This is a genomic window from Actinocrinis sp. (assembly GCF_035605935.1).
Taxonomy (GTDB): Bacteria; Actinomycetota; Actinomycetes; order Streptomycetales; family Catenulisporaceae; genus Actinocrinis.
Map to the genome: position 1 here is coordinate 1 of NZ_DATNGK010000087.1, position 24,033 is coordinate 24,033.

The window sequence follows — 24,033 nt, forward strand, 5'->3', positions numbered from 1 at the left end:
GGTCGCCGGCACCAGGAACACGCCCGGCAACCTCTACTGCGTCACCAAGTGGGCCGCGCACGCCCTGGCCGAGATTGTCAGGCTCCTGGTCGCCAAGGACCGTGTCAGTGTCACTCTCGTCGCTCCGGGGATTATGGACACCCCATTCTGGGACGAGCGCGGCGGATCTCCCGCGGCGGCACCGACGCTGACCGCCGAGCAGGTCGCCGAAACGATCCTGTTCGCCATCAATCAACCCGAGCGCGTGGACGTCAGCCGGCTCGTCCTGCGGCCTACCGGCCAGGTCAACTGATCGCGCTTGGCGCAGCTGGCAAGCCGTGGCGCGCATAAACGGCGTCAGATCACGATCTACGACTGGAGCACGAGGCGGCTTTTGTGCCCGGACTCGCGAACCGCCGTTACGAACCGCTGTCAGCTGTCGAATGTGGTCGCCCGGGCGGTTTTCTCCCAGGTCGCGATTTCCGCGCGCATGGTGTCGGCGTGCGCGAGTACCGCTTCCACGGCGTCGTCGCCGAGCGGCAGCCGCAGCGGGGTGTGGTCCGCCTCTAGCGCGGCGATGACCGCCTGCGCAGCCTTCGCCGGGTCGCCTGGCTGCGCGCCGTCGCCCGCCGCGACGATGCTGCGGGTGTTCCCCACAGTTGGCTCGTAGTCTTCGAATTGTCCGCCGCTCGTGCTCGCATTGCCGAACAATCCGGTGCGGAACGCGCCCGGCTCCACGATCAGCACCTTGATTCCCAGTGGGCGCACCTCGTCAGCCAGCGCTTCAGACAGGCCCTCGAGCGCGAACTTCGTGGCGCTGTATGCACCGAAACCCGCGAACGACAGCTGGCCGCCCATGCTGCTCAGTTGCACAATCGCGCCGGACCTACGGGCGCGCATGTGCGGAAGGACAGCGCGCACGAGAGCAGCAGGTCCGAAGAAGTGCACGTCGAACAGGTCGTGCAGTTCGTCGTCTGCGGTCTCCTCGACCGCGCCGACATGTGTGCGGCCCGCATTGTTGACCAGCACGTCGATCCGGCCGTGCCGGGCGATCACGTCGTCGACGGCTGCGCGGCCCGCTGCCTGGTCGGTCACGTCGAGCCGTACCGCCTCAACGCGATCGGGATGGGCACTGACCAAGTCCGTCAGCGCCTCTGGTCGTCTTGCTGCGGCCACCACAATGTCGCCTGCCGCCACTGCGGCCTCGGTGAATGCCCGGCCGAACCCGCTGTTCGCGCCGGTGATCAGCCACACCTTGTCCATCTGGGACTCCTCGTCGGTCTGTTTAGGCTTCGCTTACGAGTGTGCGCGTGAGAATCCGGCGCGGTCCAAGATCCTCTGTTATAACCGTTGGTTATGGACGTGCACGGCAGAGATCTGCGGTACTTCGTCGCAGTTGCCGAGGAACTGCACTTCACGCACGCGGCAGAGCGGTTATTCGTGTCGCAACCGGCGTTGAGCAAGCAGATCCGCCTCCTGGAGAAGCACCTGGGTGCGGCGTTGTTCACGCGCGATCGGCGAGCCGTACGGCTGACGCCCGCTGGCGAGGCGCTTCTGCCGCACGCCCGGCGCGTCCTCGAAGCCTGGGACGAGGCGAGCGCCGTGCTCGAAGCGGCGAAGGCCGCCCAGGGTGCCCGGCTGATCATCGGCATGAGCACGAGCCCTGGCCGCGGCGGCATGTTGCCGGCCATCCGGTCGCGATTCACCAGTGCGCACCCTGGCACGCGGCTCGACTTGCGGCAGGTCGGCTGGGAGGACCCGACCGCCGGTCTGGCCGACGGTTCGAGCGATGTCGCGTTCGTCTGGTTGCCCCTTCCCGACGATGACCGGTACGGACGGATCGTCATGGCGTCCGAACCCCGGCACGTCGCCTTTCCTGACCGGCATCCGCTCGTCGGGAAGCAGGAAGTTGTGCTGGCGGACCTTGTCGATGAACCCTTGCTCGCGTTGCCGGAGACTGCGGGACCGCTTCGTGACTTCTGGCTCGGTCTCGACGCCCGGCCCGGTGAGACCGCGAAGATCGGCGCCGTCGTCAACAATCCGGACGAGACCTATGAAGCGCTGGTCGATGGCCGGGGCGTTTGCCTAGTGGCGGCGGGGAATGCTCCGCTGCTGACTCGTGGCGACGTGGTCACACGTCCCGTCGTCGACCTTGCACCGTGCCAGCTGGCCTTGGCCTGGCGTAGCGAGGACTCTCGACCCCTGGTGAGAGGGTATGTGCGAGCCGCAAGGGTCTTCCTCAGTCGGACACGTGCCGCCACTGGGCCCGACGACCGTGCCGAAGCCGCTGACGCTGGCTAGGGGCAGACCGCGGAGTGATGCGCGTGCTGGTGAGCTTGGTCTGCTGCGATCTTGGTCAGCCGACCTCTAGGCCGTCTATGAACTGGGTTATCGCCTTCAGCGTCATCGCGGGCTGCTCGATGTGCGGGAAGTGGCCGGCCTCGGGAATCGGCTCGAAGCGGGCGCCGGGGACGGACTGTGCATATGCGCGGCCGTATTCGAGATCGGCGATCCGGTCACTCTCGCCCCAGATGAACAGCGCGGGTGTCGTGATCGCCGAAAGGCGTGCACGCAACTGCGGGTCGTACATCGAGGCGCCGCCGTAGAGCTGCACCGTCGCGCGATTCGCCGCTATCGCCGCCTTGCGCTGCGCCGGGAGCGCTGCGGGGTCGACGAGGAAGGGAGCCGGGTCGTGGTAACTCAAGGCGAGGAGCTGGTCCGGTGCCACGCCAGCGGTCTCGGCGATCGGATGGCCCGGCACCTCGATGCCGACGGCGTTGATCACCACGATGCCGGAAAGCCGCGAGATGCTGCGGCCAAGCGCTAGCTGCGCTGCCACCCAGCCGCCGAGAGAGTTGCCCGCGACTACGATGTCGGCCAGGTCGAGTCGCTCGAACAGGGTCTCGTAGACAGCGGCGAGACCGGGCACGGTGTCGAGGGCCGCAGGGCGCGCGGTGCCCTCGAAGCCGGGGTGAGTGGGCGCCAGGACGCGTATACCGCCCTGGGCGGCGAGCGCCTCGGCCAAATTCGCGACGGACAAGGGGCCGGCGCCGCCATGTAGCAACAGCAGCGGCCGCCCTTCGCCGCGTTCATCGACCGTCAGGTCTACTGCGCCGATTCCCGGCACGGACAGCTCGTACGTCGTGGATTGAGTCATGGTCGGCTCCTCAGGCTTCTGGGTCGGCGGCGTAGGTGGTCGCCGGAACGGTTTCGTAGCGATTCATCACGCCGGCGACGGCCTCGTCGCTGAGCTGCTGCCCGGAGGCGAGCATGTTCCGCAGATCGCGGAAGTACTGGACGTATAGGTCCGGCGTGAACGTATTGATCATGACGAGCGGCTGCGCGCCCGGGTTGGCAAAGCTGTGCGGTGCCCCTGGCGGCACCATGACCAGCGAGCCGGCCGGTGCGTCGTGGACCGAGTCACCGACTGTGAACCGCGCGGTGCCGGAGACGACGAAGAACCCTTCGTCATGCCGGGCGTGCCGGTGCTGCTGCGGCCCGGGCGCGTGCGGCGCGAGCGTGATCTCGGCGGCGCCGAGCCGGTGGCCGGTCGTGCTGCCGTCCTCCAGGATCCGGATCCGCGCCGGACCGAGGGTGATGACCTCGCCGTCTTCGGGCCCGACGACCGATACCTCGGCCATGGACGCCTCCTTCATGAGAGTTGACTCTCATGAAGCTACCTTGATTCGCACTTTCGTGCAAGTCGACTCTCATGAAGAGAGTCGGCTTTGACGAATGGCCTTGGGCGCGCGACGATGGTGAGGTGACACAGACCCGGCAGCGAACAGGAACTGAGGACCAAGCGCCCGAAACGCAGCGTCCGGAACTGGGCGGGCGGCGCAGCAATCAGAAGCTGCGCACGCGAAACGCCATCATCGCCGCGACCCGTGAACTGATCCGCGGCGGAGGGGAAGTCACCATGCCCGCGGTCGCGCAGGCCGCGCTGGTTTCAGAGGCCACCGCGTACCGCTACTTCCCGGATCTCAGTACTCTGCTGCGTGAGTCGTTCACCGGCTTGCTGCCCGACCCGGCGGAGGCGATGGCATCGCTGGCCGAGTGCTCGGACCCCGTGGAGCGCATCGAGCACGCGACGCGTTTCCTGCTCGGACATGTGTTGTCGTATCAGGGCGCCGTGCGCGCGATGATGTCGGCTGCGATCACTGACGGCCAGGGTGGCGCGATCCGTCCCGGGCTCAGGTTCGGCCTCATCGATAGTGCCCTCGCGCCGTTGGAGCAGGCGGGCGGCTCCGGCAGCGCCGCCGAGAGCGCCTTCGCCCTGGTCCAGCTGAAGCGTGACTTGGCACTGGTCGTCTCCGCCGAAGCACTGTTCACCCTCACCGACCTGTGCGGCCTGTCTCCCAGCGAGGCGATCGACAGCGCTGTACACGCGGCGCGTGCGCTCACCCGGACAGCCGTGGAGGACAGGTTTCGGCCGGTCGAGCAAGGGCCCGCCGAGAACTAAATGTTGCGTGGCCGCGCGCTGGGCGAAAACCAGGGTGTGGACACATTTAATTCTCGGCGGCTCTAAGCGCGCCCGCTCACACCGCAGAGCGGCAGGTCGGCTACGGCAGCAGCACCACCTTGCCGTGCGCGTGGCCCTGCTCGACCAGTTCGAACGCCGCCCGGACCTCGTCGAGCGGGAATGTCGCGGCGATCGGCACTTCCAGTTCGCCGCGCGCCACCAGGTCCGCCAACTCGGCCACCACCTCGATCGTGGCCGCCGCGCCGTTGCCCTCCGCCTTCACGCCGTACTCGGCCGCGGCGGCGAAGTCGATGATCGTATTCACGCGGTCCCGATCCACGCCCAAATCGAGGGCCAGCTTCACGTAACCCTCGCCATGCGTGTCGATGAAGGCGTCGATCCGCCCCGCCGTCTCGCGCAGCCGTTCGGCCAGGCCCGTGCCGTACTCGACCGGCTTCACCCCCTGGCTCGCCAGCCAGGCGTGGTTGGCCGGCCCCGCGATTCCGATGACCTCGGCCCCGGCGCGCCTGGCCAGCTGCACAACCAGCGAACCCACACCGCCGGCCGCGCCCGAAACCGCTACCGTGTCGCCGGGCTTCAACTCCACCGCACGCACCGCCGCGAACGCCGTCGTCCCGGCGACGAACAACGAACCGGCCACCTCCCACGGCACGTTCGCCGGCTTCGGCGCCAGCTCGTCAGCCTGCACGATCACGAACTGCGCCTGGCTGGCGCGCAGGTTGGTAAAGCCGAGCACCTCATCGCCGACCGCGAAACCCGTCACGCCCGGCCCTAGCTTCGCGACCACACCTGCCAGGTCGCTGCCCTGGCCGGACGGGAAGGTGGCCGGCCACCGGTCATGCATCGCGCCCTCGCGTACCTTCGCCTCGCCGGGGTTGATGCCTGCCGCCTTCACCGCGACGAGCACCTCTCCCGCGCCCGGCTCGGGCTGCGGCACCTCCACCACGTTCAGAACATTGATGTCGCCGTACTGGTCGAATCGAACTGCCTTAGGCATGGTCGTGCTCCGTTCCCAGTTCCGTGTTTATGAACGGTCCGCGCCCGGCGGCTTGGCCAGCCCGGAGCGCAGCCGTGCGATGAGGGAGCCCAACTCGGTGAGCGAATCTGCCGACAGCACCGAGCCGAGGCGAAGTTCCAATTCGTCGTCCACGACCGACCCGGCCCCGGCGAGGGCTTGCGCCCCGTCCGAAGTCAGCTCGATGAGCGACGAACGGCGGTCCTCGGGATTGCTGCGGCGTGCCACATGGCCACGCCGTTCCAGCCGGTCCACGGCCTTGCTGATGCCGCCGACGGTGACTGAAAGCTGCTCGGCGATGTCGTACACCCGGCATGACGGCGTGCGCGCGACGATCTGCATCACGTCGAAATCGCCCATCGAGATGCCTGGCGTCTCGCGCAACCGCCGGTCCACGGCGTCCCACAGTTCGATCTCAAGCCGCACGATGTCGCTGAACAACTGCCGAAGCCCGTCCGCCGACTTGCTCGCCATGGTTGCGCTCCCTCCTTACCTTCCACGGAACTAGATTCCCGAGAATCTTATTCCAGGGAATCCGGATCGCCAGGCCGACGCGCCGGTCCGCTGGTCCGGGTCACGCGTGCTGGGGGTGGCAAGGATGTGCGTCGCGTATCCGCACTCTGGCGGACGGTCACTTCCGTAAGCCGATCTTAAGTGCGGTATTTCCGTCAAGATCGAAAGCCCGCCAACCGTTGACGCGGCGGCCTGCGCTTTCCATACTCGCTGCAGCCGCTGTCCGTAAACGCTTCCGGTCGGGTGCGGCGCCCACTCGACCTCACCCACGGCGACGCGGTCCGCGCCCGCACGAGCATCGCTGCCTGCACGCCGGCCCGTGCGTATTCAACAGAAGGAGATGTGGCTCTCATGCTCTCCCGCAGGAAGTTCATTGTGGCGTCCAGTGCGCTGGTCGGCGGTGCCGCGACGGCCAGCGTCCTGTCCACCCGCGCCTCGGCTACCGCGCCTACGCTCAACATCGCGCTGCAGAACGCGACGACGTCCGGCACCGTCTACGCGTACATCACCGGACAAGCGATCGACAACGGCAATGCCCTGTTCCTCCTCCAAGCTGACGGGCGCACGCCGTACTACCCGTCCTCGCCAAGTTCCACCGGCACCCCGCTCGGCGCCAACTGCGCGATCCCGCTCGGCGCGCCAGGCTCCACGGTCAACGTGACCATCCCGCACATCGCCGGCGGCCGGATCTGGTTCTCCATCGGCGCGCCGATCACCTTCCTGCTCAATCCCGGCCCCGCCCTGGTCGAGCCCTCCGTGACCAACCCGAGCGACCCCAGCATCAACGTGATGTGGGACTTCTGCGAGTTCACCTACAACAACACCCAGCTGTTCGCGAACATCAGCTACGTCGACTTCGTCTCGATCCCGATCGCGTTGACCCTCGCGAACTCCTCCGGCGCTCAGCAGCACGTCTCCGGCATGGCCACCAGCGGCCTCGACACGGTCTGCAACGCCCTGATCGCACAGAACAACGCCGACGGCGCCGGCTGGAACAAGCTGATCGTCACCTCCGGCGGCCGCAACCTGCGCGCGCTGAGCCCGACCAACGGCATCGTGATGAACCCGTCGCTCTTCTCCGGCTATTTCAACGGCTACCTCAACCAGGTGTGGTCTAAGTACTCGACCACACCGCTGGCCGTGGACACCCAGGCGCAGTGGGGCACGCTCAACGGCCAGGTCTCCGGCGGCCAGCTCACCTTCCCCGGCGCCGCGAGCTTCGGCATGCCGTCCTCGGCCGACATCTTCAGCTGCAACTCAGGGCCCTTCGCCCCGGGCTCGGCCGAGAAGGGCGCCCTTACCGCACGCATCAGCGCCGCGATCAACCGCTCCACGCTGCTGAGCGACGCGAGCCAGCCGGACGGCGAGAACCCGGCGAACTACTACCAGAATGCGGTGACGAACCACTACGCGCGGATCGTGCACGCCACGAACCTCGACGGCCGCGGCTACGCCTTCCCCTACGACGACGTGGCACCGACCGGCGGCGCGGATCAATCCGGCGCGGTGAACGACCCGAACCCGACTCTGCTGACCGTCACGGTGGGCGGTGGCAACGCGTCCGGTGGCGGCCCCGGTCCCAGCCCGAGCGCGTCCGCGACCGGCGGCAGCGGCGGTGGAGGCGGCACGATCAGCGCCTTCTCCACAATCCAGGCCGAGAGCTACAGCTCGCAGTCCGGAACGCAGACCGAGGCGTGCTCCGACACCGGCGGCGGCCAAGACGTCGGCTGGATCGCGAACGGCGACTGGCTCGGCTACGCGAAGGTCGACTTCGGCAGCGGCGGCGCGACGCAGTTCAGCGCCCGGGTGGCTTCCGGCGCGGCCGGTGGCGTCAGCGGCCTGGTTCAGGTGGCGCTGGACAGCCCGAGTGCCGCGCCGGTCGGCAGCTTCGCGATCGCGAACACCGGCGGCTGGCAGAGCTGGCGCACGGTTCCGAGCAACATCGGCCGGGTCACCGGCGTGCACACCGTGTATCTGACCTTCGCCAGCGGCCAGCCCGCCGACTTCGTGAATGTCAACTGGTTCACGTTTAGCTAGCGGGCGAGCCTCGCCGGACAGCACGGCGCAGTGGACCGGCGCCGGTCGCCAAGTGCGGGCCGACCGGCGCCTTCGTCCTTCTTTGAACTACGGCCTAGTCCGAGAAGTCCTGCGTCATCCACACTGTGCCCGAGCTGTCCCGGAACACCGCGATTCCGATGTGGTGGAAGGAACTGCTCAGGATGTTCTGCCGGTGACCGTCGTTCGGCGGCTTCTCGTCAAGCATGCTTTGGGTGAGTCCGACCGCCATCTGCGCGATCGCCGCCTGCGTGTCCGACACCGGGCCGCCTTCGCCGATGTTTTCTCCCGCGCTGGTCCAATGCACTCCGGCGGCAGTCTCGCGGTCGCCGAGCGGAGCCTCGCCAGGGCACTGATGAGACAGGCCACAGCCGCCGGCCATCGTCTGGTTGTGGGTGGTGGCGCTGCTGGTCAGCCCCGAGGTGATCGTGTACGCGGGCAGTCCGGCCTGGGCACGGGCCTGGTTGATGAGATCGAGCACCTGCTGCACCGCGCTGCTGTTCGTCGTGCCGCTGCCGGCCGCGGAGGTGGGCGTGGTGACCCGCGGCTTCTGCGCGTGTGCGGCGCTCGGACTCGGTTTCGCGACGCTCGGCGAGGGCTTGGGACTCGGCGCGGTGCTAGTAGGCGCGAGGGCGGAGGAAGGCGACGCGCCGGGGGAGAGATTGACGATCCCGGGAGCGGCACTCGACATCGCGCGCGGGGACTGGGTGGTGGCCGGCGCACCCGCGCCCATCGCATGCACGGTCACGATGCCGACACCGGCCACCGCGGTGATCGCGACGGCGGCGAGCAGCGGCTTCACCGCGAGGTGGCTGACGTGCCCGGCGTGCGGCGTGAAGCGATTTGACGAACCATGCTTGCCACGCGGCCCGGGTATTCGACCGTCAGTGCCAGTGCTTTGTAACGCAGAGCCCGGATCCGAGGGCGGCATCGAGCTTGTCGCGAGATGGGTGACGCCATGCATCGCACCGTGCGTCGAGGCCAGCATGTAGGCCGCGTAGCCGGCGGGCAGCGGGACGAGGCCAAGGCCGGCCAGCAGCCGCTCGGCGGGTATGAGATCCGCCTGCGCGCTCGCGCAGTAGCCGCATTCGCGGATGTGCCGGGCGAACCGCTTGCGCCACAGCGGGGATTCCTCGCCGCGCCACGAGAACATGGCCTCCGCCAGGCCCGGACAGCGCGGCCTGGTGATCAGCGCGCGCACCACCAATCGTGCGCCGTCGAGCTGCGCCTTCATCCGCGCGACCCGCACCGTGACGTGGTGCGGATCCAGATCCAGCGCGCAGACCAGTTCGCCGCGGGTCAGGTGGCCGGCGTTGACCAGCCACCACAGTGACAGCAGGTGCCGGTCGTCCGGATCGAGCCAGCGCGTGGCCAGGGCCACCTCGCGGCGTTGATCGGACAATCCGAGCTCGACGAGGGTGAGATCGACGAAGTCGGCTCCGGGATCGGCCACCTCGGCGATCTCCTCGAGCCGCGCGGCGTCGCGGTGGATGCTGCTGTGTTCGCGCACCTGATTCATCGCGACCGCGACCAGCCAGGAGCGGAAGCGCTCGGGATCGCGTAGCCCGCCGAGGCCGCGCACCACGCGCAGCATCGTCTCCTGCACCACGTCATCGACGTCGGCATGCCGGGCTAGGGCGCGGCCCACGATGTTGTACACCAACGGCAGGTACTGCGCGACCAGCTCGTCCAGGGCTTCCTGATCCCCGGACCGTGCAGCTGTCACCAACCGCGCATCCGTCTGCCCGACCATACGCACATCCTCGCCTCAGACTGCTTCCGTCCCCCTTCAGTCTTGGAGACCCCAAAGGTAGGGGCCGGGTCACAGAAATTCCACGCCCGGCTTGCAAAATCCCGCCCAGGGATTGACCACATTGCGCGGCGACGCGGGTGAGCTGCGGAAAGGGCGCAGCTCGGAAGGCTATTGCTCGCGTGTATACACTGAGTGTATTGTCGCAGCATGAGCGTTCCACTGACCTTGCTCGGCCTCCTGGACCGGGAACCGAGTCACGGCTACGACCTCAAACGGGATTACGACGCGTTCTTCGGCCGCGGTAAGCCGCTGCCGTTCGGACAGGTCTACTCGACCCTCAGCCGGCTGGCCCGGGACGGAAAGGTGACAGCCGGCGAAGCAGAACCGGGCGACGGACCCGACCGCAAGCGCTACGCGATCACCGAGGCGGGTCGCGAGGAGGTCGAGACCTGGCTCACCAGGCCGGCCGAACCCGAACCGCACCTGCAGAGCGTGCTGTTCGCGAAGGTGGTCCTCGCCCTGATGCTCGGCCGCCCGGCCGCCGACTACCTCGACACCCAGCGCGCCGCGCACCTCAAGCGGATGCGCGAACTGACCGAGCTGCGGCGCTCGGGACCGACCATCGATGTCCTGCTGGCCGACTACGGCCTCTTCCATCTCGAAGCCGACCTGCGGTGGATCGACGCCACCGAGGCGCGGCTCGGCTCACTCGCGGAAATGGTGCGCACCTCATGAACGGGGATCTTGTGAACGGGGATCTTGTGAACAGCGGGCACTCCATAAATCCCATCGGAACGGACCTATCGTCAGCGCAATCGGCCGCGTCGCCCGGCACCGCGCGCGGCAGCCTGCTCGAAGCCCGCGAGCTTTTCCGCGCCTTCGGCAACACGCCCGCGCTGCAGGGCGCGAGCCTCAGCGTCGCGCAAGGCGAAGTACTCGCGGTGATGGGGCCGAGCGGTTCGGGTAAATCCACGCTGCTGCACTGCCTGGCCGGGATCTACACGCCCGACCGCGGCGAGGTGTGGTTCGACGGCCACCGCATCGACACTCTGGGCGACAACCTGCGCACCGAGATGCGGCGTACCGACTTCGGTTTCGTCTTCCAGTTCGGCCAGCTGGTGCCGGAGCTGACCGCGCTCGACAACGTCGCGCTGCCGCTGCTGCTGGGCAAGGTCCGGCGCAAGCTGGCTTACGAGACCGCGCAGTCCTGGCTGGTCCGGCTCGGCCTCGAAGAACTCGGCGCGCGCCGCACCGGAGAGCTGTCGGGCGGCCAGGCTCAACGCGTCGCGATCGGCCGCGCCCTGGCCACCCGGCCCAAGGTGCTGTTCGCGGACGAGCCGACTGGGGCGCTGGACTCGCTGACCGGCGAGAAGGTGATGGACCTGTTGGTGAGCACCGCGAGGCAGGAGGGGACCACGGTCGTGGTAGTCACTCACGACGCTCGAGTGGCCGCCTGCGCCGACCGCGAGGTCATGGTGCGCGACGGCCGGGTCGCGGCCGGATACGGTGCGGCGGCGGCTGCCCGATGATCCGCCTCGGTCTTCGCCTCACTCTGAGCAGTGGCCGCGAAGCGCTCACCCGGCTCATCGCCACGGCGCTGGCCGTTGCCGTGGGCGTCACCGTGCTGCTCGCCGTCCTCGGTGACTTTCACGCCTTCCAGGCCGGCTCGGCGCGACCGTGCTGGGAATGCACCCACGCCGCCGATCTGTCGAACATCTCCCTCGCGGCGCCGCCCGCCAACGCCGATCTGTGGAACTACAGCGAGGACTACTTCAAAGGCCGCACCATCGAACGGCTCGACGTCGCAGCCCTCGGTGACAAAGCGCCGGCCATCCCCGGTCTGGCGCAGATGCCCGGCCCAGGCCGCTACTACGCCTCGCCGGCGATGGCCGCGCTGTTAAGCAGCACACCGCGCGACGAACTCGGCGACCGCTTCCCGGGCCGGCAGTCCGGCGTGCTCGCCGACGCCGCACTCACCGGACCGGACGAGCTGGTCATCGTGGTCGGATACACCCCGGCCCAACTGGCGGCGATGCACGGAACCGGCGCGGTGGACAAGATCGACTCCGCGCCACGGTCCGAGGGCACGACCAACGTGTACCGCCTCGGCTTCGGGCTCGGCGCGATCGCGATGGTGCTGCCGATGCTGGTGCTCGTCGGAACGGCGACGCGGCTTTCGGCGGCCAGGCGCGAGGAGCGTTACGCCGCGCTGCGGCTCGTCGGTGCCAAGGCCCGGCAGATCAACGTGATGGCGTCGGTGGACGCGGCGATCGGCGCCATGTTCGGCGCCGTACTCGGTACCGGCGCCTTCCTGCTCATCCGGCCCGGTGTCGCAAAGGTCTCCATCACCGGGGCCAGGGTCTTCGGGTACACCGTCACCCCGACGGCCGCCGGGTACGCCGCGGTCCTCGTGGGGATCCCGATCATCGCCGCGGCGGCCGCGGTCTGGTCGCTGCGCCGCGTGCAGGTCTCGCCGCTCGGCGTCAGCCGGCGCACGACCCAGCCGCCGCCGCGGGCGTGGCGGCTTCTCCCGCTGGTCCTCGGCATGGTCCTTTTTGTCGCGGCGGTCGGCTCCGGCGGCACTGACTCAAGCCTGTCGATCGCCTTCCCCGGCCTGGTGCTGGTGATGTTCGGGTTGGTCATCGCGGGGCCGTGGCTCACCATGAAGTGCTCCGTGCTGCTCGCCGCAGTAGCTAAGGGCGCCCCGTCGTTGCTGGCCGCGCGCCGATTGGCCGATAATCCGAAGGCCGCTTTCCGGACCGTCAGCGGTCTGATGCTCGCGGTATTCGTCGGCACGGCCATCGGGACGATCGTGGCGACGGGGTTGCACGCGTCCAGCGGCGGCACTCGCGCGGAGCTGAACGACGTGCTGCGCGTCGGATACGACATCACCGACGGCCCTACGCCCGACGGGGCCGACGCGAACGATGGACTGTCGCCGCAGCTCGCCGCGCAGACCATCAGCGCACTGCAAAGCTACTCGGGCGCGACCGTGCTTCCGATCTATGCGCTCCCAGCGTCAGGTAAGCCCACCGCGCAGGGCGGGCAGGGGATCGGCCCGAACGGCCCGGACCCGAGCCAGCCGCTGCCGCCCAACAGTGTGATGAGCTGTGCGGCGTTGCGTCAGCTGCCGATCCTCGGCACCTGTCCTACGGGTGCTCAGGCAGTCGAACTGCTGCCCGCCGATCTGTTCATCGACAATCCGCTGGCGATGCAGTTCCCGATCGTGCGCGGCAGTGATCCGGCGTACTCGGGCAACCTCGGCAGCCTGCGGCTCAGCGTCCTCATGGTGCGCACGAGCGACGCGGCGACGCTGGAGCGGGTCCGCACCTATCTGGCCGTGCACATCCCGCCGCTGGCGGGGGCGAACGTGCCGGCCGGAGGCAACCAGCCGCAGACCTTCGGCGAGGTGGCGCAGGTCAGGCAGACGGCAATCGAGGCCGCGCAGCGGATCATCTTCCTGATGCTGGGGCTGACGCTGCTGGTCGCCGGGTGCAGCCTCGCGGTCGCGATGGGCGCGGGGCTGATCGAGCGCAAGCGTCCGTTCATCCTGTTGCGGCTCAGCGGCACCCCGTCGCGCAGCCTGTATCTCACGGTGCTGCTCGAATCGCTGCTGCCGCTAGTCGCCACAGCTCTGCTCGCCGCGGTCACCGGGCTGGTCCTGGCGATCCCGGTGGCGAACGCTCTCGCGCACGGCGCGCCACTGCAACTGCCCGGACATGCGTACGGCGTGACCATGGGCATCGGGCTCGCGGTCTGCCTCGCCGTGATCGCTTCGACGCTGCCGCTACTGGGCCGGGTCACCGCGTCCGACAACGCCCGCTTCGAGTGAGAGAACGCTCGCGCTAAGACCCGGGGGAGCAACGGGGAGAGGGCGGCGGGGCCTGCCGACAGGCGGTACGGCAGGCCCCGCCTGGGCGCCGGACCGCGGCGTGGTCCGGCACCTGCTCGGGGCGCTGTGAAGCTGCGCTCGTTAACGCGGTGCTCGTTGAAGCGGTGTTCGGAGAAGCAGTGTTCGGTGAAGCAGTGTTCATGCGTGGGTTGTTCTGTGCGCGACGTGGTCTGGCTGGCGCGGTGTGGAGTGCGACGACGTCTGCGCGAAATTGTGTTGCGTGACACCAAATTCCGCAAGAGTTCATGACGAATTCGTTGCGGTTCCCGCATCCCGGCGAGAGAACCTGCACCCAAGCGCCGAGAACCCCCGCTCGATTGTTCTCTCGCACAACGAAATGAACCGCTGATCTGCGCTGGCGACCCGGCGATTGGCTGAACCCGCCGCGCCGGTCTGCGTCAACCCGTGGGTTGACGCCGCGAACCAACCCGCGGGCCAACCCTGCGGCCGACGATCGCGCGCGCCGATGGCGGCACTCTCAGAGCCATGACGACTACTGATTACCTCATCGCAGCGGCCCTGATCCTTCTCGTGATCCCGCAGATCCGCGGAATGCGCCTTACCGCGCGCAGCCTCGTGATGCCGATCGTGCTGGTCGGTGCGGCGGCCGCCTACTATCTGAAGTCGGTGCCCACCCAAGGCAACGACGTGCTCCTCGACGCCCTGTGCGTCGCCGCCGGCGCGCTTCTCGGCGTCGGCTGCGGACTGGCCACCCGGCTCGAGCGCGGATCGGACGGCGTGCTGATCGCAAAGGCCGGCCTGGTCGCCGCGGTGCTGTGGATCGTCGGCATGGCCTCGCGCACCGGATTCGAGTACGCGGCCACGCACGGCGGCGCCCACGCCATCGCCGATTTCAGCCGTGGCCACTCGATCACCGGAGCCGGCGCCTGGACCGCCGCGCTGCTGCTCATGGCGCTGGTGCAGGTGCTGGCCCGCACCGCGGTGGTGCGCTTGCGGGCGGCGCGGTTCAATTCCGGCCACCGCCCTGCGGCCCTGGCCGTATGACTCAGATGACGGCCTCGGCGATCTTCCTCCAAATCGCTTCGGCGGCCCGGTCCCGCACCCGCGGATCCGGGCCGTCGGCCGTTACGCCGCGCGTGCGTGCCCTCGCCCCGAGCCGCCGCGCACCTATCCTTCAGAGCATGACGGACTTCACCGGCCAGGAGCAGCCCGCGGTCAGCCCGCGGGTCGCTGTTGCGCTGGCCGGAGCCCGGGACCGGCGCGAACGCTGGAGCAGGCGGCTTCGGCCGGTGCTCGGCGTCGTGATCATCACTGTCCTGGTGGTGACGCTGCACAACCGGCCGGCGCCTGGCTGGTCGGGTGCCCACCTCGGCGTCACCATCGCGCTGGTCGGCTGCCTGCTGCCGATGGTCTGGGCGACGCTGCATCGCAGCTGGCCGCTCGACTCCACCGCGCGCACGGCGGCGATCTCCTTGGTGATCGGCGCGTTCGGCATCGTGCTTGCGGCGCTCCAGCCAGCCGGAATCTCGGCGTTGCCCGCCTCGGTGTCGATCATGACCGCGTTCTTCTTCCTCTCGCCACGGCAGGCGGCCCCCATCGCCGCCGCGGTCGGGATCGGCCTGCTTGCGGCGATGCTGGCGAGCGGTTCGGCATTCATCAATGCATTGACTGACCTGCTGTTCTGCGGTGTTCTCGGAGTCATGGCGGTCTGCATGAGCCAGGCGGGGCGCAACTCCGATCGCGCCGAACTGCTGCTCGCGCAACTCGAGGACGCCCGCGCGGCCGAGGCGGAAGCGGTCGCGCTGGCCGAACGCACCCGGATCGCGCAGGATCTGCACGACGTCCTCGCGCAGTCCCTCTCCGGCCTGGCCATTCAGATGGAGGCGGCGCGGCGGCTGTCCCGGCGCGGGCAGAGCGGCGGGGACCTGACCGAGTTGCTTGACCGCTGCGCGAAGCTGGTCAAGGAGGGTCTGGCCGACGCCCGTCGGGCGGTCGGCGCGCTGCGCGGCGACGCGGTCGCCTCGCTCGATCGGTTGCCGGACCTGGTTGAGCGCTACCGCGGCGACCTCGAACTCGACGCGAAACTCATCGTCTCCGGGACACGCCGCGACCTGCCGGGCGAGGCGGGCCTTGCGCTGTATCGCGGCGCGCAGGAAGCGCTGACGAACGCTGCACGCTACGCCCGAGGTTCGCAGACCTTAGTGACACTCGCGTATGAGCGCGACGTCACGGTACTGACCGTCGAGGATCGAGTCACTAAGACGGTCGCGGACGCGGCGAGCGCCGATCCCGCCTCCGTGCCAGCATCCGCGCCGATCATCGCGGGTTCCGGTCTCGGCCTGATCGGCATGCGAGAGCGCCTCGCCGAGGTCGGCGGAACCGCGACGGCCGGGCCGACCCAAGAAGGGTGGATCGTGCGGATGGAGATCCCGGCGTGAGCGGCGCAACCGCAGAGCCCATCAGGGTGCTGATCGCGGACGATCAGCGGGTCGTGCGCGAAGGCCTGGTGCTGCTGATCGGGACGCTCGACGGCACCGAGGTTGTCGGCGCGGCCAAGGACGGCGCCGAAGCGGTGCGGCTCGCGGAGCAATTGCGGCCGGACGTGGTGCTGATGGACCTGAACATGCCGGTGCTCGACGGGACGGCCGCGACGGCGGCGCTGCGCGAGCGGCTCCCGGACTGCGCGGTGCTCGTGCTCACCACCTACGCGGACGACGACTCGGTGTTCCCCGCGCTGCGAGCAGGAGCGCGCGGCTACCTGACCAAGGACGCCGACGGCGACGAGGTCGAAACGGCGATCCGGAACGTCCACAACGGCCGGACGTGGCTTGACCCGATCGTGCAGGAGCGACTTGTCGCGGCGCTACTTCCGGACGGACCGGCGGCGGCTGCGCCGAACCCGGCCATCCACGCCGCCGGCGGCGGACCGCACCCGGCCGGTGACCCGCTGGCAGAGCACGCACTTCCCGACGGTCTGACGCCGCGTGAGGCGGAAGTGCTCGCGCTGATCGCCGAGGGCCTGTCCAACGCGCAGATCTGTGCGCGACTCGTGGTCAGCCAGGCGACGGTGAAGACCCACATCAACCGGATCTTCGCCAAGATCGGCGCCCGCGACCGCGCCCAAGCCGTGCGTTACGCCTACCGCAACGGCCTCGTAGGTCGAGGCTGACAGGTAGTCACCCACTGAGGCGACGCTTGTCCTCCCGATAGGGCAATCGTCCGTACCCGAACGCACACCATCGGCCGTGTTCCCTGATCATCGAGGTTCACGCGCCTACATTGACAAGCGAGCGACGTGCACGGCGTCCAACCAGCGTGGCACGCCGAACGTCCTCGGGTGGGGAAAAGGCTGCCAGTCCGGCGGGCGACTGAGAGGTGCGGGTCATGAACAGGTTCCACCACGCGGCACGGCGTCGCGGATTCGGCGCGTTCTGCCTGCTGGCGAGCGTCATCGCGTTCAGCGCGGCCTGCGCCTCATCCGGCACGCCGGGTCCGTCGCCGAGCGCGGTCGGTGGCTCAGGCGCGGCGACCGCGCCGACTGCGACCAGCGGCGGTGGTAACGCAACCGCCAACGCTTCGAGCGGCGCGGGTGGTGGTGGGGGGACCGGCGGATCCGGTGGTGCAACCTCCGCTGCCACCGGGCACGCGGCCGCAGGCAATACGTGCTCGGTGCGTTACCTGCATGGCGACACCGGCCGGGTCGGGGCCGCAGCCGGTTCGGCGTACGTCACCATCACCTTCAAAAACCTCAACAACCAGCCATGCACGCTCTACGGCTACCCGGGCGTCTCGGCCGGAAATGGCACCCCGGTCAACCAAGTCGGGCAGCCGGCAAGCCGCAATAGCGCGGTGTCGTCGAGCGTTGTCACCCTCCAGCCGGGCGGCTACGCGTACACCACGCTCCAGATCGTCAATGTGCTGAACTACCCGACCGCGGACTGTAAGCCGGCCTCGACGTCCTGGCTGCTGGTCTACCCGCCGAACACCTCGAACCTGCTGTACATCCCGTACAACACGAGCGTGTGCACCACGAGCACGGTCAGCATGAGCGTTCAGGCCGTGCAGGCAGGCCAGGGCGGTGCCTGACGCCGCGAGCGAGACCACGCGGGCGCTATTCTCGGCTGCGCTGGGCGGCGCGATCCTGGAGTCGTTCTGGTCGGCCGGCGTGCATCGCCCGGCAGACGCGGGAGGCGGCACGCCGAGAGTCAGCGCCCGGTGTTGATGTTCGCGATGAACATGCGCACTTGGGCCCGGCTGCGCAGTCCGTTCGGGGACTGCGGCCGGAACCACGCGAACTGCGGGAAGCGGCCGTCGATGCCGCGCACCGGGTCGATCTGGAGCACCCCTGAGACGATCGGCGCCTCTCCGGCGCGGAAGGTGATCGGCGACCAGAGGTACATCAGGCACGCCTCCTCCGCCCGCCGCACGCTCGACTCGTCCGCCACCTCGACGCCCACCTGCCGCACGACCTCGGCGGCGTTGTCGCGCAGCCGCGCCATGACCGGGCCGAACTGCACGTTGAGCGTCGGGCCGCCCGCAGCCGACAACCAGCCGTCCTGGCCGAGCCGGAAGGGCGTGTAAACGGTCTCTGTCTCCTGATGTTCCTGCGCATACGCCGCCGCCAGGTCCTGATTGGAGGGGAAGAGGTACCAAAGGTCGCCCGGCATGAATCCGAGCGGCACTCCGGACATCTGCACCAGCCACTCGCCGAGCGCTGCGGCGATCGTGGGCGCGAGATCCCGGCCCACCTCGCCCCGGTTGATCCAGTGCTCCGGATGCGTGTGGGCCAGCGGCTCGAGCCCGCGCAGCGCCGGATGGCTCCAGTCGACCAGGTTCGGGCCGCCGAGTACGAGATAGCAATCGCCGTGCACGCGGTCGCGGCCCAGGCCCCACTCGTGCCGGCGCGTGTCATAGGTCCGTCTGGCGACGATTCCCGACTCGATCAGCGCGCTCTGATCTCCCACCGCGAGCCGGCTGAGGACCGCGTGCCCCTGCGCCGCGCTGTGCAGTCGCGCGACGATTCGCGGGGCGCGGTCCGCTGCGCGCGCGGGATCCGTCAACTCCACCGCCGCCCAGCGCCGCGCGCCGCCCGGCGGCTCGTGTCGCGCGTTGTACTGGACCATCAGGCCGCCTCCGAGTCGGTGGATCCCGGCGGCCGCCCACCCGGCCGCCGCGCTGTACTGCGCCGCACCCAACAAGAGGCGCGGCGCACGGCTGGTGATACAGCCGAGCGCGGGTTGGTGGCCGAGTCGTAACAGGCGCCGAGGCGGTGCGGAAAAAGGCTGAGGGCGCGGCTGGCGTCGCCGCGAGTGTGATGTTGCGCAAGTAGCTCGGGTTCGCTTCAGCCGGGAGGGTAATTAGGTTACCTTTGCTAAGTAATTTGGCGCGTGAGAAAGGGCGGGCGCGGATGACGACGACCGGAACCCGGGGCGAGACGGCCAAGGGGAAGGCGCGGCGCCGCTGGGTGAGCGTCGACCATCCGCGCTACAAGTGGATCGCGTTGTCCAACACCACGCTCGGCATGCTGATCGCGACGATCAACAGCTCGATCGTGCTGATCTCCCTTCCGGCCATCTTCAACGGCATCCGCCTCGACCCGCTGCGGCCCGGCAACGTCAGCTATCTGCTGTGGATGCTGATGGGCTACATGCTGGTATCCGCAGTGCTCGTCGTCGCCCTGGGCCGGCTCGGCGACATGTGGGGCCGGGTGCGCATCTACAACGCCGGGTTCCTGATCTTCGCCATCACCTCGATCATCCTGTCGCTCGATCCGCTGCACGGCGGCGCGGGCGCGCTCTGGCTGATCCTGTGGCGCATCGCGCAGGCGATCGGCGGCTCGATGCTGATGGCGAACTCCGCCGCGATCATCACCGACGCGTTCCCGGCCGAGCAACGCGGCATGGCGCTGGGCGTGAACATGGTCGCCGGCATCGCCGGTTCGTTCATCGGCCTGGTGCTCGGCGGCGCGCTGGCCGAGTGGGACTGGCGCTCCATCTTCTGGGTCAACGTGCCCATCGGGATCGTCGGCACGTATTGGGCGTACCGCTCGCTGCACGAAACCGGAATCCGCAGGGCCGCGCGCATCGACTGGTGGGGCAATCTGACCTTCGCCATCGGCCTGACTGCGCTGCTCGCGGGGATCACCTATGGCATCCAGCCTTACGGCGGCCACACCATGGGCTGGACCAACCCCTGGGTGATCTCCGGATTGGTCGGCGGGGTCGTGCTGCTCGCGGTGTTCTGCCGGATCGAGATGCGTGTGCCCGAGCCGATGTTCCCGCTGCGCCTGTTTCGCAACGCGGCTTTCACCGGCGGCAACGCGGCGGCGCTGCTCGGGTCGATCGGCCGCGGCGGCATGCAGTTCATGCTGATCATCTGGCTGCAAGGCATCTGGCTGCCGCTGCACGGATACGACTACGCGCAGACCCCGCTGTGGGCCGGCATCTACCTGCTGCCGCTGACCGTGGGATTCCTCGCCGCCGGGCCGATATCCGGGCACCTGTCCGACCTGTTCGGCGCGCGGCTGTTCGCGGCCGGCGGGCTGGCCGTGATGGCCGCGTCCTTCGCCGGTCTGCTGCTGCTGCCGACCAACTTCAGCTACCTGTGGTTCGCCGCGCTGGTCTTCCTCAACGGGCTCGGCGGCGGACTGTTCGCGGCCCCGAACACCTCGATCATCATGTCGAACGTGCCGGCCGAGGCGCGCGGAGCGGCCTCCGGGATGCGCGCGACGTTCCAGAACGCCGGCATGGTGCTTTCGATCGGCATCTTCTTCTCGCTCATGGTCGCCGGACTGGCCGGCTCGCTGCCGCACACGCTGACCACCGGCCTTACCGCGCAGGGCGTCGCCCTCGCCGACGCGCAAAACGTGGCCGCGCTGCCGCCGGTCGGCACCCTGTTCGCCGCGTTCCTCGGCTACAACCCGATCCAGGAACTGCTCGGGCCGCACGTACTCGGTCAGTTGCCGGCCGCGAACGCGCGCACGCTGACCGGCCGTCAGTTCTTCCCGAACCTCATCTCAGGGCCCTTCCACACCGGATTGGTCGTGGTCTTCTCGCTCGCCATCGCCATGTGCCTGGTCGCGGCTGGGACCTGCTTGATCCGCAACAAGCCTGAAGTGCAGGCGCAGCCGGCGGCGGCGCGGCCAGGGCAGTAACGCGGGGGCTTGTGAGTAGTCCTTGGCGTAGCAGAGGTCGGGGCGTCCGATTAATGCCGCGCCCTCGGACGGGCTCGCGGTTACGGTTGTGCCAGCAGTGGAGCGATCGAGACCGTCCGGGAGGCGCAGGGTGGCCGTCGAGGAAGTCAGCAGACCGACGAGTTCTGGCCCGGCAGTCGAATCCCACGCAGTGCAGTCCCGCGCAGTGCAGTCCCGCGCAGTGCCGTCTCTCTCAAGGGAATCCGTGGTGGAAGCGGATCTGCGGCATGTGCTTGACCGCGTGACGTGGGCGTCACTCACCGGCCCGCACGCGCGCTTCGCCGAACGCAATGGCCGCGCCATCCGGTACCACCCGGAGACCGCGCCATTCGTCGCGCTCGAAGACCCGGATGACGAGCAGTGCTGGTCCGACGCCGCGGATCTGGTGGGCCAGGCAGGATCAGTGGTGCTCTTGCCTGGACCGGCTCACGCGCCCGCAGGCTGGAAGCAGGTCTTCGGTGAGGAGTGCTCGCTGTTCGTGGAGACCTCAGTCGAGGCGCGGACCGATCCCGAGGCCGTCGTGCTCGGCCCTGACGACGTGCCCGACATCCTCGATCTGGTCGCGCGCACCAAACCGGGGCCGTTCCTGCCGCGTACCGTCGAACTCGGCACCTACCTCGGCATCCGGCGCGATGGCGCGCTCATCGCGATGGCCGGCGAACGACAGCATCCGCCCGGATGGACCGAGGTCAGCGCGGTGTGCACCGATCCGGCGTACCGAGGGCAGGGCCTGGCGGCCCGGTTGATATGCGCGGTGGTGGCGGGCATCAACGAACGCGGCGAGCGGGCGTTCCTCAACGTCCTTTCGCAGAATGCGAGCGCGATCCGGGTGTACGAATCCCTAGGATTCACGCCGCGGACGCACGGTTGGGTCACCGCCTTCCAGCGGCTCTGATCACAGCGCCGCCGCGGCTCGCATCCCGGCAACGCGAGCAGCCGCCGCGGCGTCAGCTCTCCTTGCGCGCCAGCAGGCCGTAGGTGCGCAGAATGTGCTGGTCGTTCTCGGCTTCCGGCCGCCACTGGTTGACCTGCACGATGCCCGGCGGCTGCACGGCGAAATCGCCGAGCCAGGCCCGCAACTGCTCGGGCGTGCGGTGGATGAAGCGAACTCTCGTCGAGCGCTGATAATCGTCGATCATGCCCGCCTGCTCGGTCGGGTGCTCCAGGTCCGGCGCCGCGTGCGAGAGCGCCAGGAAGCTGCCGGGGGAGAGCACCTCGCGGTATGCCTGCACGATCTGCCCCGGCTGCTCCTCGTCCGGGATGAAGTGCAGCACCGCGATCATCAGCACCGCCACCGGCTTGCTGAAGTCGATCAGTTCCGCCGTCCTCGGGTGCTCCAGCACTGTCTCGGGGTGCCGCAGGTCCGCATGAATGACCGACGCTTGCGCGTTGCCTTCCAGCAGCGAGTGCCCGTGTGCGACGGCTACCGGATCGATGTCCACGTAGAGCACTCGGCAGGACGGGTCCGCGCCCTGCGCGATCTCGTGCACGTTGCCGACCGTCGGCACGCCCGAGCCCAGGTCGAGGAACTGCGTCACGCCATACTCGGTGACCAGCGCCTTGACCGCCCGGCGCAGGAACGCCCGGTTGGCCCAGATCGCCGCCTTCAGCGTCGGCATCGCCGCCGCGGCCCGCTCCGCCACCTCGCGGTCGGCGGCGAAGTTGTTGCTGCCGCCCAGCCAGTAGTCGTAGATGCGGGCCGGGCTCGGCCGCTCGATGTCCGCCGGGGTCAGCATCGGCAGCTGGTCACTGGTGTCCATGGTCGTCAGTCTGCCTGTTGCCACCGCGCCGTGTACATCCGCCGCCGCCGCGGCGCCCGCTGATGCGCTTGCGGCTGAGGTGGCGGACACTGGATCGGGACGGGTCTCGCACGCCTGGACGAGTCCGCCGCAAGGGTCGGCTGCACATGCGATCGCATAACGCTGAATCCCGGGAAAGCGGCCCGATCAGGTATGGCGGCAGGTACCGTGGAAACCGGGAGCCCGCAGGCGCGCCCGCTTGCGCCGGGAAGGAGAGCGGCGATGGACCACAGTCCGGTCCCGCGAGTTTTCGTGGGTGTCGACCGCTCGATTCCCGGATTGGCCGCCCTGCGCTTCGCGGTCGCTGAGGCCAGGCGTCGCGGTACGGATCTGCACGCGGTGCGCGTCGTCAGCGTGTTAACGCTAACGGAAACCAGTGAGATCGACGCCGCGTTCGAAGAAGCCCTCGGCGGCATGCCCGCGGACGTGGTCGTGCACCGCGAACTGCTGATCGGCTCGGTGGCCGAGACGCTGGCCCGCCGCGCCCACAACCCCGATGACGTGCTGATCGTGGGCACCGACGGGGCCGGCCGCTGGCACGGGCTGTGGTCCCGGTCGATCAGCCGTGACTGCCTGCGGCGGGCGCACTGTCCGGTGTTGATCGTGCCGGGCCCGCAGATGGCGATCGAGGTGCGCCGCCGCCGCTGGCTGCCGCACCACCGCGAACTGATCTCCGGCCTCGACTTCGACGCGCCGATACCCCAGTCCTGAGCGCGGGCGCCAGCACCCGTGCGCGGCCGGCGAGGTTGCGCGGCAACGGCAAAGACTCGGTCAAGATTCCCGTTCAAGGCGAGCGGCAAGGCCCTCATCCACGTGTGCACCGGCGTCGGGCGCTGCGGTCGGGCAGCGCCGCCGTCCGCGAGGAAAGAGGATCCGGGACCGTGCGCCGAACCGTCGTCTTCGTCACCGCCACCGTGCTCGCCATGCTGGCGCTTGTCGGCATGAAGGAGGGAGTGCGTTCCGGGTACGCCGCAAGTGTGGTTCGCAAGAACGACACCGTGACGGTCACCGGCCCGCAGGTCGTGTTGGCGCACGGCATCGTGCAGGTGCAGGCGGTGATCGCCGGCGGGCGGATCATCGATGTCAAGGCTCTGTCCCTGCCGCACGACAACCCGCACTCGTGGGCGGGCGGGACCTACGCCGCGCCGAAGCTGCGCAGCGAGGTGCTGGCGAAACAGAGCGCTGACGTGCAGATCGTCTCCGGCGCCACGTACACCTCGCACGGCTACATCAGCTCTCTGCAGGCCGCGCTGGACGCCGCCGGGCTGCATCACTGACGCACCGGCCGCGTTGTTGAGCCGGAGCCACGCCAGACCGCGTCAGTCCAGGTCAGCTCAGGCCACCGGCACGATCTGCGCCGACACCAAGCGGCTGCCCGCGATGTCGAGGAT

At 69.0% G+C, this 24,033-nt stretch carries 23 protein-coding genes; 15 read left to right on the forward strand and 8 right to left on the reverse strand.

Annotated features, from left to right (window positions below):
- Window positions 1-292 (forward strand): SDR family oxidoreductase (locus VN779_RS07910; RefSeq protein ID WP_414639613.1); only part of this gene is annotated, 292 nt, incomplete at its 5' end.
- Window positions 293-411: 119 nt separating this feature from the next.
- Here the strand turns inward: VN779_RS07910 and VN779_RS07915 are convergent.
- Window positions 412-1,242, reverse strand: a complete 831-nt coding sequence (locus tag VN779_RS07915; protein WP_325721679.1) for an oxidoreductase — start codon at window positions 1,240-1,242, stop codon at window positions 412-414.
- A 93-nt stretch (window positions 1,243-1,335) separates the two neighbouring features.
- Here VN779_RS07915 and VN779_RS07920 point away from each other — a divergent pair, with 93 nt between their 5' ends.
- On the forward strand, window positions 1,336-2,280 hold the full coding sequence (locus tag VN779_RS07920; protein ID WP_325721681.1) for a LysR family transcriptional regulator: 945 nt from the start codon (window positions 1,336-1,338) through the stop codon (window positions 2,278-2,280).
- A 55-nt stretch (window positions 2,281-2,335) separates the two neighbouring features.
- Here the strand turns inward: VN779_RS07920 and VN779_RS07925 are convergent, their stop codons facing one another.
- Window positions 2,336-3,136 carry an alpha/beta hydrolase gene (locus tag VN779_RS07925; protein WP_325721683.1) on the reverse strand — a complete coding sequence of 267 codons (801 nt, stop codon included), beginning with the start codon at window positions 3,134-3,136 and terminating at the stop codon, window positions 2,336-2,338.
- Between the two features lie 10 nt (window positions 3,137-3,146).
- Entirely contained in the window at window positions 3,147-3,620 is a 474-nt protein-coding gene (locus VN779_RS07930) for a cupin domain-containing protein (protein ID WP_325721684.1), read from the reverse strand.
- Window positions 3,621-3,742: 122 nt separating this feature from the next.
- Between VN779_RS07930 and VN779_RS07935 the strand changes: the two genes are divergently transcribed.
- Entirely contained in the window at window positions 3,743-4,441 is a 699-nt protein-coding gene (locus VN779_RS07935; RefSeq protein ID WP_325721686.1) for a TetR/AcrR family transcriptional regulator, read from the forward strand.
- A 100-nt stretch (window positions 4,442-4,541) separates the two neighbouring features.
- Here VN779_RS07935 and VN779_RS07940 read toward each other — a convergent pair whose 3' ends face one another.
- Window positions 4,542-5,459 carry an NADP-dependent oxidoreductase gene (locus VN779_RS07940; protein ID WP_325721688.1) on the reverse strand — a complete coding sequence of 306 codons (918 nt, stop codon included), beginning with the start codon at window positions 5,457-5,459 and terminating at the stop codon, window positions 4,542-4,544.
- Window positions 5,460-5,486: 27 nt separating this feature from the next.
- A complete protein-coding gene (locus VN779_RS07945; RefSeq protein ID WP_325721690.1) occupies window positions 5,487-5,951 on the reverse strand; it encodes a MarR family winged helix-turn-helix transcriptional regulator in 465 nt (154 codons plus the stop codon).
- Between the two features lie 390 nt (window positions 5,952-6,341).
- Here VN779_RS07945 and VN779_RS07950 point away from each other — a divergent pair, with 390 nt between their 5' ends.
- Window positions 6,342-8,027 carry a beta-1,3-glucanase family protein gene (locus tag VN779_RS07950; protein ID WP_325721692.1) on the forward strand — a complete coding sequence of 562 codons (1,686 nt, stop codon included), beginning with the start codon at window positions 6,342-6,344 and terminating at the stop codon, window positions 8,025-8,027.
- 94 nt (window positions 8,028-8,121) lie between these two features.
- Here the strand turns inward: VN779_RS07950 and VN779_RS07955 are convergent, their stop codons facing one another.
- A complete protein-coding gene (locus VN779_RS07955) occupies window positions 8,122-9,798 on the reverse strand; it encodes a sigma-70 family RNA polymerase sigma factor (protein ID WP_325721694.1) in 1,677 nt (558 codons plus the stop codon).
- 207 nt (window positions 9,799-10,005) lie between these two features.
- Between VN779_RS07955 and VN779_RS07960 the strand changes: the two genes are divergently transcribed.
- The 7 genes from VN779_RS07960 (at window position 10,006) to VN779_RS07990 (ending at window position 17,737) form a co-directional block, all read left to right on the forward strand.
- Window positions 10,006-10,533 (forward strand): PadR family transcriptional regulator, encoded by a 528-nt coding sequence (locus VN779_RS07960; RefSeq protein WP_325721695.1) that lies wholly within the window; start codon window positions 10,006-10,008, stop codon window positions 10,531-10,533.
- Complete coding sequence (locus VN779_RS07965) at window positions 10,530-11,327, forward strand: ABC transporter ATP-binding protein (protein WP_325721697.1); 798 nt, start codon at window positions 10,530-10,532, stop codon at window positions 11,325-11,327. Before VN779_RS07960 ends, VN779_RS07965 begins: the two co-directional genes overlap by 4 nt.
- The gene (locus tag VN779_RS07970) at window positions 11,324-13,630 is read left to right on the forward strand and encodes an FtsX-like permease family protein (protein ID WP_325721699.1); all 2,307 of its coding nucleotides are present in this window, start codon (window positions 11,324-11,326) and stop codon (window positions 13,628-13,630) included. The genes VN779_RS07965 and VN779_RS07970 overlap by 4 nt, the downstream gene beginning before the upstream one ends.
- A 546-nt stretch (window positions 13,631-14,176) precedes the next feature.
- Window positions 14,177-14,695 carry a hypothetical protein gene (locus tag VN779_RS07975; protein WP_325721701.1) on the forward strand — a complete coding sequence of 173 codons (519 nt, stop codon included), beginning with the start codon at window positions 14,177-14,179 and terminating at the stop codon, window positions 14,693-14,695.
- A gap of 137 nt (window positions 14,696-14,832) precedes the next feature.
- Entirely contained in the window at window positions 14,833-16,089 is a 1,257-nt protein-coding gene (locus tag VN779_RS07980; protein WP_325721703.1) for a sensor histidine kinase, read from the forward strand.
- Window positions 16,086-16,820 carry a response regulator transcription factor gene (locus VN779_RS07985; RefSeq protein ID WP_325721705.1) on the forward strand — a complete coding sequence of 245 codons (735 nt, stop codon included), beginning with the start codon at window positions 16,086-16,088 and terminating at the stop codon, window positions 16,818-16,820. The genes VN779_RS07980 and VN779_RS07985 overlap by 4 nt, the downstream gene beginning before the upstream one ends.
- A gap of 215 nt (window positions 16,821-17,035) precedes the next feature.
- On the forward strand, window positions 17,036-17,737 hold the full coding sequence (locus VN779_RS07990; RefSeq protein ID WP_325721707.1) for a DUF4232 domain-containing protein: 702 nt from the start codon (window positions 17,036-17,038) through the stop codon (window positions 17,735-17,737).
- A gap of 119 nt (window positions 17,738-17,856) precedes the next feature.
- Here the strand turns inward: VN779_RS07990 and VN779_RS07995 are convergent, their stop codons facing one another.
- Window positions 17,857-18,774, reverse strand: a complete 918-nt coding sequence (locus VN779_RS07995; RefSeq protein ID WP_325721709.1) for a hypothetical protein — start codon at window positions 18,772-18,774, stop codon at window positions 17,857-17,859.
- Between the two features lie 284 nt (window positions 18,775-19,058).
- On the opposite strand from VN779_RS07995, the gene VN779_RS08000 reads away from it, so the two are divergent.
- Together VN779_RS08000 and VN779_RS08005 are read left to right on the forward strand one after the other, a co-directional pair.
- Window positions 19,059-20,804, forward strand: coding sequence for an MFS transporter (locus VN779_RS08000; protein WP_325721711.1), 1,746 nt, complete (start codon window positions 19,059-19,061; stop codon window positions 20,802-20,804).
- 247 nt (window positions 20,805-21,051) lie between these two features.
- Complete coding sequence (locus VN779_RS08005; protein ID WP_325721713.1) at window positions 21,052-21,738, forward strand: GNAT family N-acetyltransferase; 687 nt, start codon at window positions 21,052-21,054, stop codon at window positions 21,736-21,738.
- A 52-nt stretch (window positions 21,739-21,790) separates the two neighbouring features.
- Here VN779_RS08005 and VN779_RS08010 read toward each other — a convergent pair whose 3' ends face one another.
- Window positions 21,791-22,603, reverse strand: coding sequence for an SAM-dependent methyltransferase (locus VN779_RS08010; RefSeq protein WP_325721714.1), 813 nt, complete (start codon window positions 22,601-22,603; stop codon window positions 21,791-21,793).
- Window positions 22,604-22,864: 261 nt separating this feature from the next.
- Between VN779_RS08010 and VN779_RS08015 the strand changes: the two genes are divergently transcribed.
- Window positions 22,865-23,353 carry a universal stress protein gene (locus VN779_RS08015; protein WP_325721716.1) on the forward strand — a complete coding sequence of 163 codons (489 nt, stop codon included), beginning with the start codon at window positions 22,865-22,867 and terminating at the stop codon, window positions 23,351-23,353.
- A 170-nt stretch (window positions 23,354-23,523) separates the two neighbouring features.
- Complete coding sequence (locus VN779_RS08020) at window positions 23,524-23,919, forward strand: FMN-binding protein (RefSeq protein ID WP_325721718.1); 396 nt, start codon at window positions 23,524-23,526, stop codon at window positions 23,917-23,919.
- Window positions 23,920-24,033 lie beyond the last annotated feature (114 nt).

Excerpts from the sequence above, each read along its gene's own strand:
- VN779_RS07965 (WP_325721697.1), top strand. The coding sequence starts at position 10,530 with ATGAACGGGGATCTTGTGAACGGGGATCTTGTGAACAGCGGGCACTCC.
- VN779_RS08010 (WP_325721714.1), bottom strand. The coding sequence starts at position 22,603 with ATGGACACCAGTGACCAGCTGCCGATGCTGACCCCGGCGGACATCGAG.
- VN779_RS07920 (WP_325721681.1), top strand. The coding sequence starts at position 1,336 with ATGGACGTGCACGGCAGAGATCTGCGGTACTTCGTCGCAGTTGCCGAG.
- VN779_RS08000 (WP_325721711.1), top strand. The coding sequence starts at position 19,059 with ATGACGACGACCGGAACCCGGGGCGAGACGGCCAAGGGGAAGGCGCGG.
- VN779_RS07980 (WP_325721703.1), top strand. The coding sequence starts at position 14,833 with ATGACGGACTTCACCGGCCAGGAGCAGCCCGCGGTCAGCCCGCGGGTC.
- VN779_RS07950 (WP_325721692.1), top strand. The coding sequence starts at position 6,342 with ATGCTCTCCCGCAGGAAGTTCATTGTGGCGTCCAGTGCGCTGGTCGGC.
- VN779_RS07940 (WP_325721688.1), bottom strand. The coding sequence starts at position 5,459 with ATGCCTAAGGCAGTTCGATTCGACCAGTACGGCGACATCAATGTTCTG.
- VN779_RS07960 (WP_325721695.1), top strand. The coding sequence starts at position 10,006 with ATGAGCGTTCCACTGACCTTGCTCGGCCTCCTGGACCGGGAACCGAGT.
- VN779_RS07930 (WP_325721684.1), bottom strand. The coding sequence starts at position 3,620 with ATGGCCGAGGTATCGGTCGTCGGGCCCGAAGACGGCGAGGTCATCACC.
- VN779_RS07925 (WP_325721683.1), bottom strand. The coding sequence starts at position 3,136 with ATGACTCAATCCACGACGTACGAGCTGTCCGTGCCGGGAATCGGCGCA.
- VN779_RS07955 (WP_325721694.1), bottom strand. The coding sequence starts at position 9,798 with ATGGTCGGGCAGACGGATGCGCGGTTGGTGACAGCTGCACGGTCCGGG.
- VN779_RS07990 (WP_325721707.1), top strand. The coding sequence starts at position 17,036 with ATGAACAGGTTCCACCACGCGGCACGGCGTCGCGGATTCGGCGCGTTC.
- VN779_RS07945 (WP_325721690.1), bottom strand. The coding sequence starts at position 5,951 with ATGGCGAGCAAGTCGGCGGACGGGCTTCGGCAGTTGTTCAGCGACATC.
- VN779_RS07970 (WP_325721699.1), top strand. The coding sequence starts at position 11,324 with ATGATCCGCCTCGGTCTTCGCCTCACTCTGAGCAGTGGCCGCGAAGCG.
- VN779_RS08015 (WP_325721716.1), top strand. The coding sequence starts at position 22,865 with ATGGACCACAGTCCGGTCCCGCGAGTTTTCGTGGGTGTCGACCGCTCG.
- VN779_RS07915 (WP_325721679.1), bottom strand. The coding sequence starts at position 1,242 with ATGGACAAGGTGTGGCTGATCACCGGCGCGAACAGCGGGTTCGGCCGG.
- VN779_RS07975 (WP_325721701.1), top strand. The coding sequence starts at position 14,177 with ATGACGACTACTGATTACCTCATCGCAGCGGCCCTGATCCTTCTCGTG.
- VN779_RS07995 (WP_325721709.1), bottom strand. The coding sequence starts at position 18,774 with ATGGTCCAGTACAACGCGCGACACGAGCCGCCGGGCGGCGCGCGGCGC.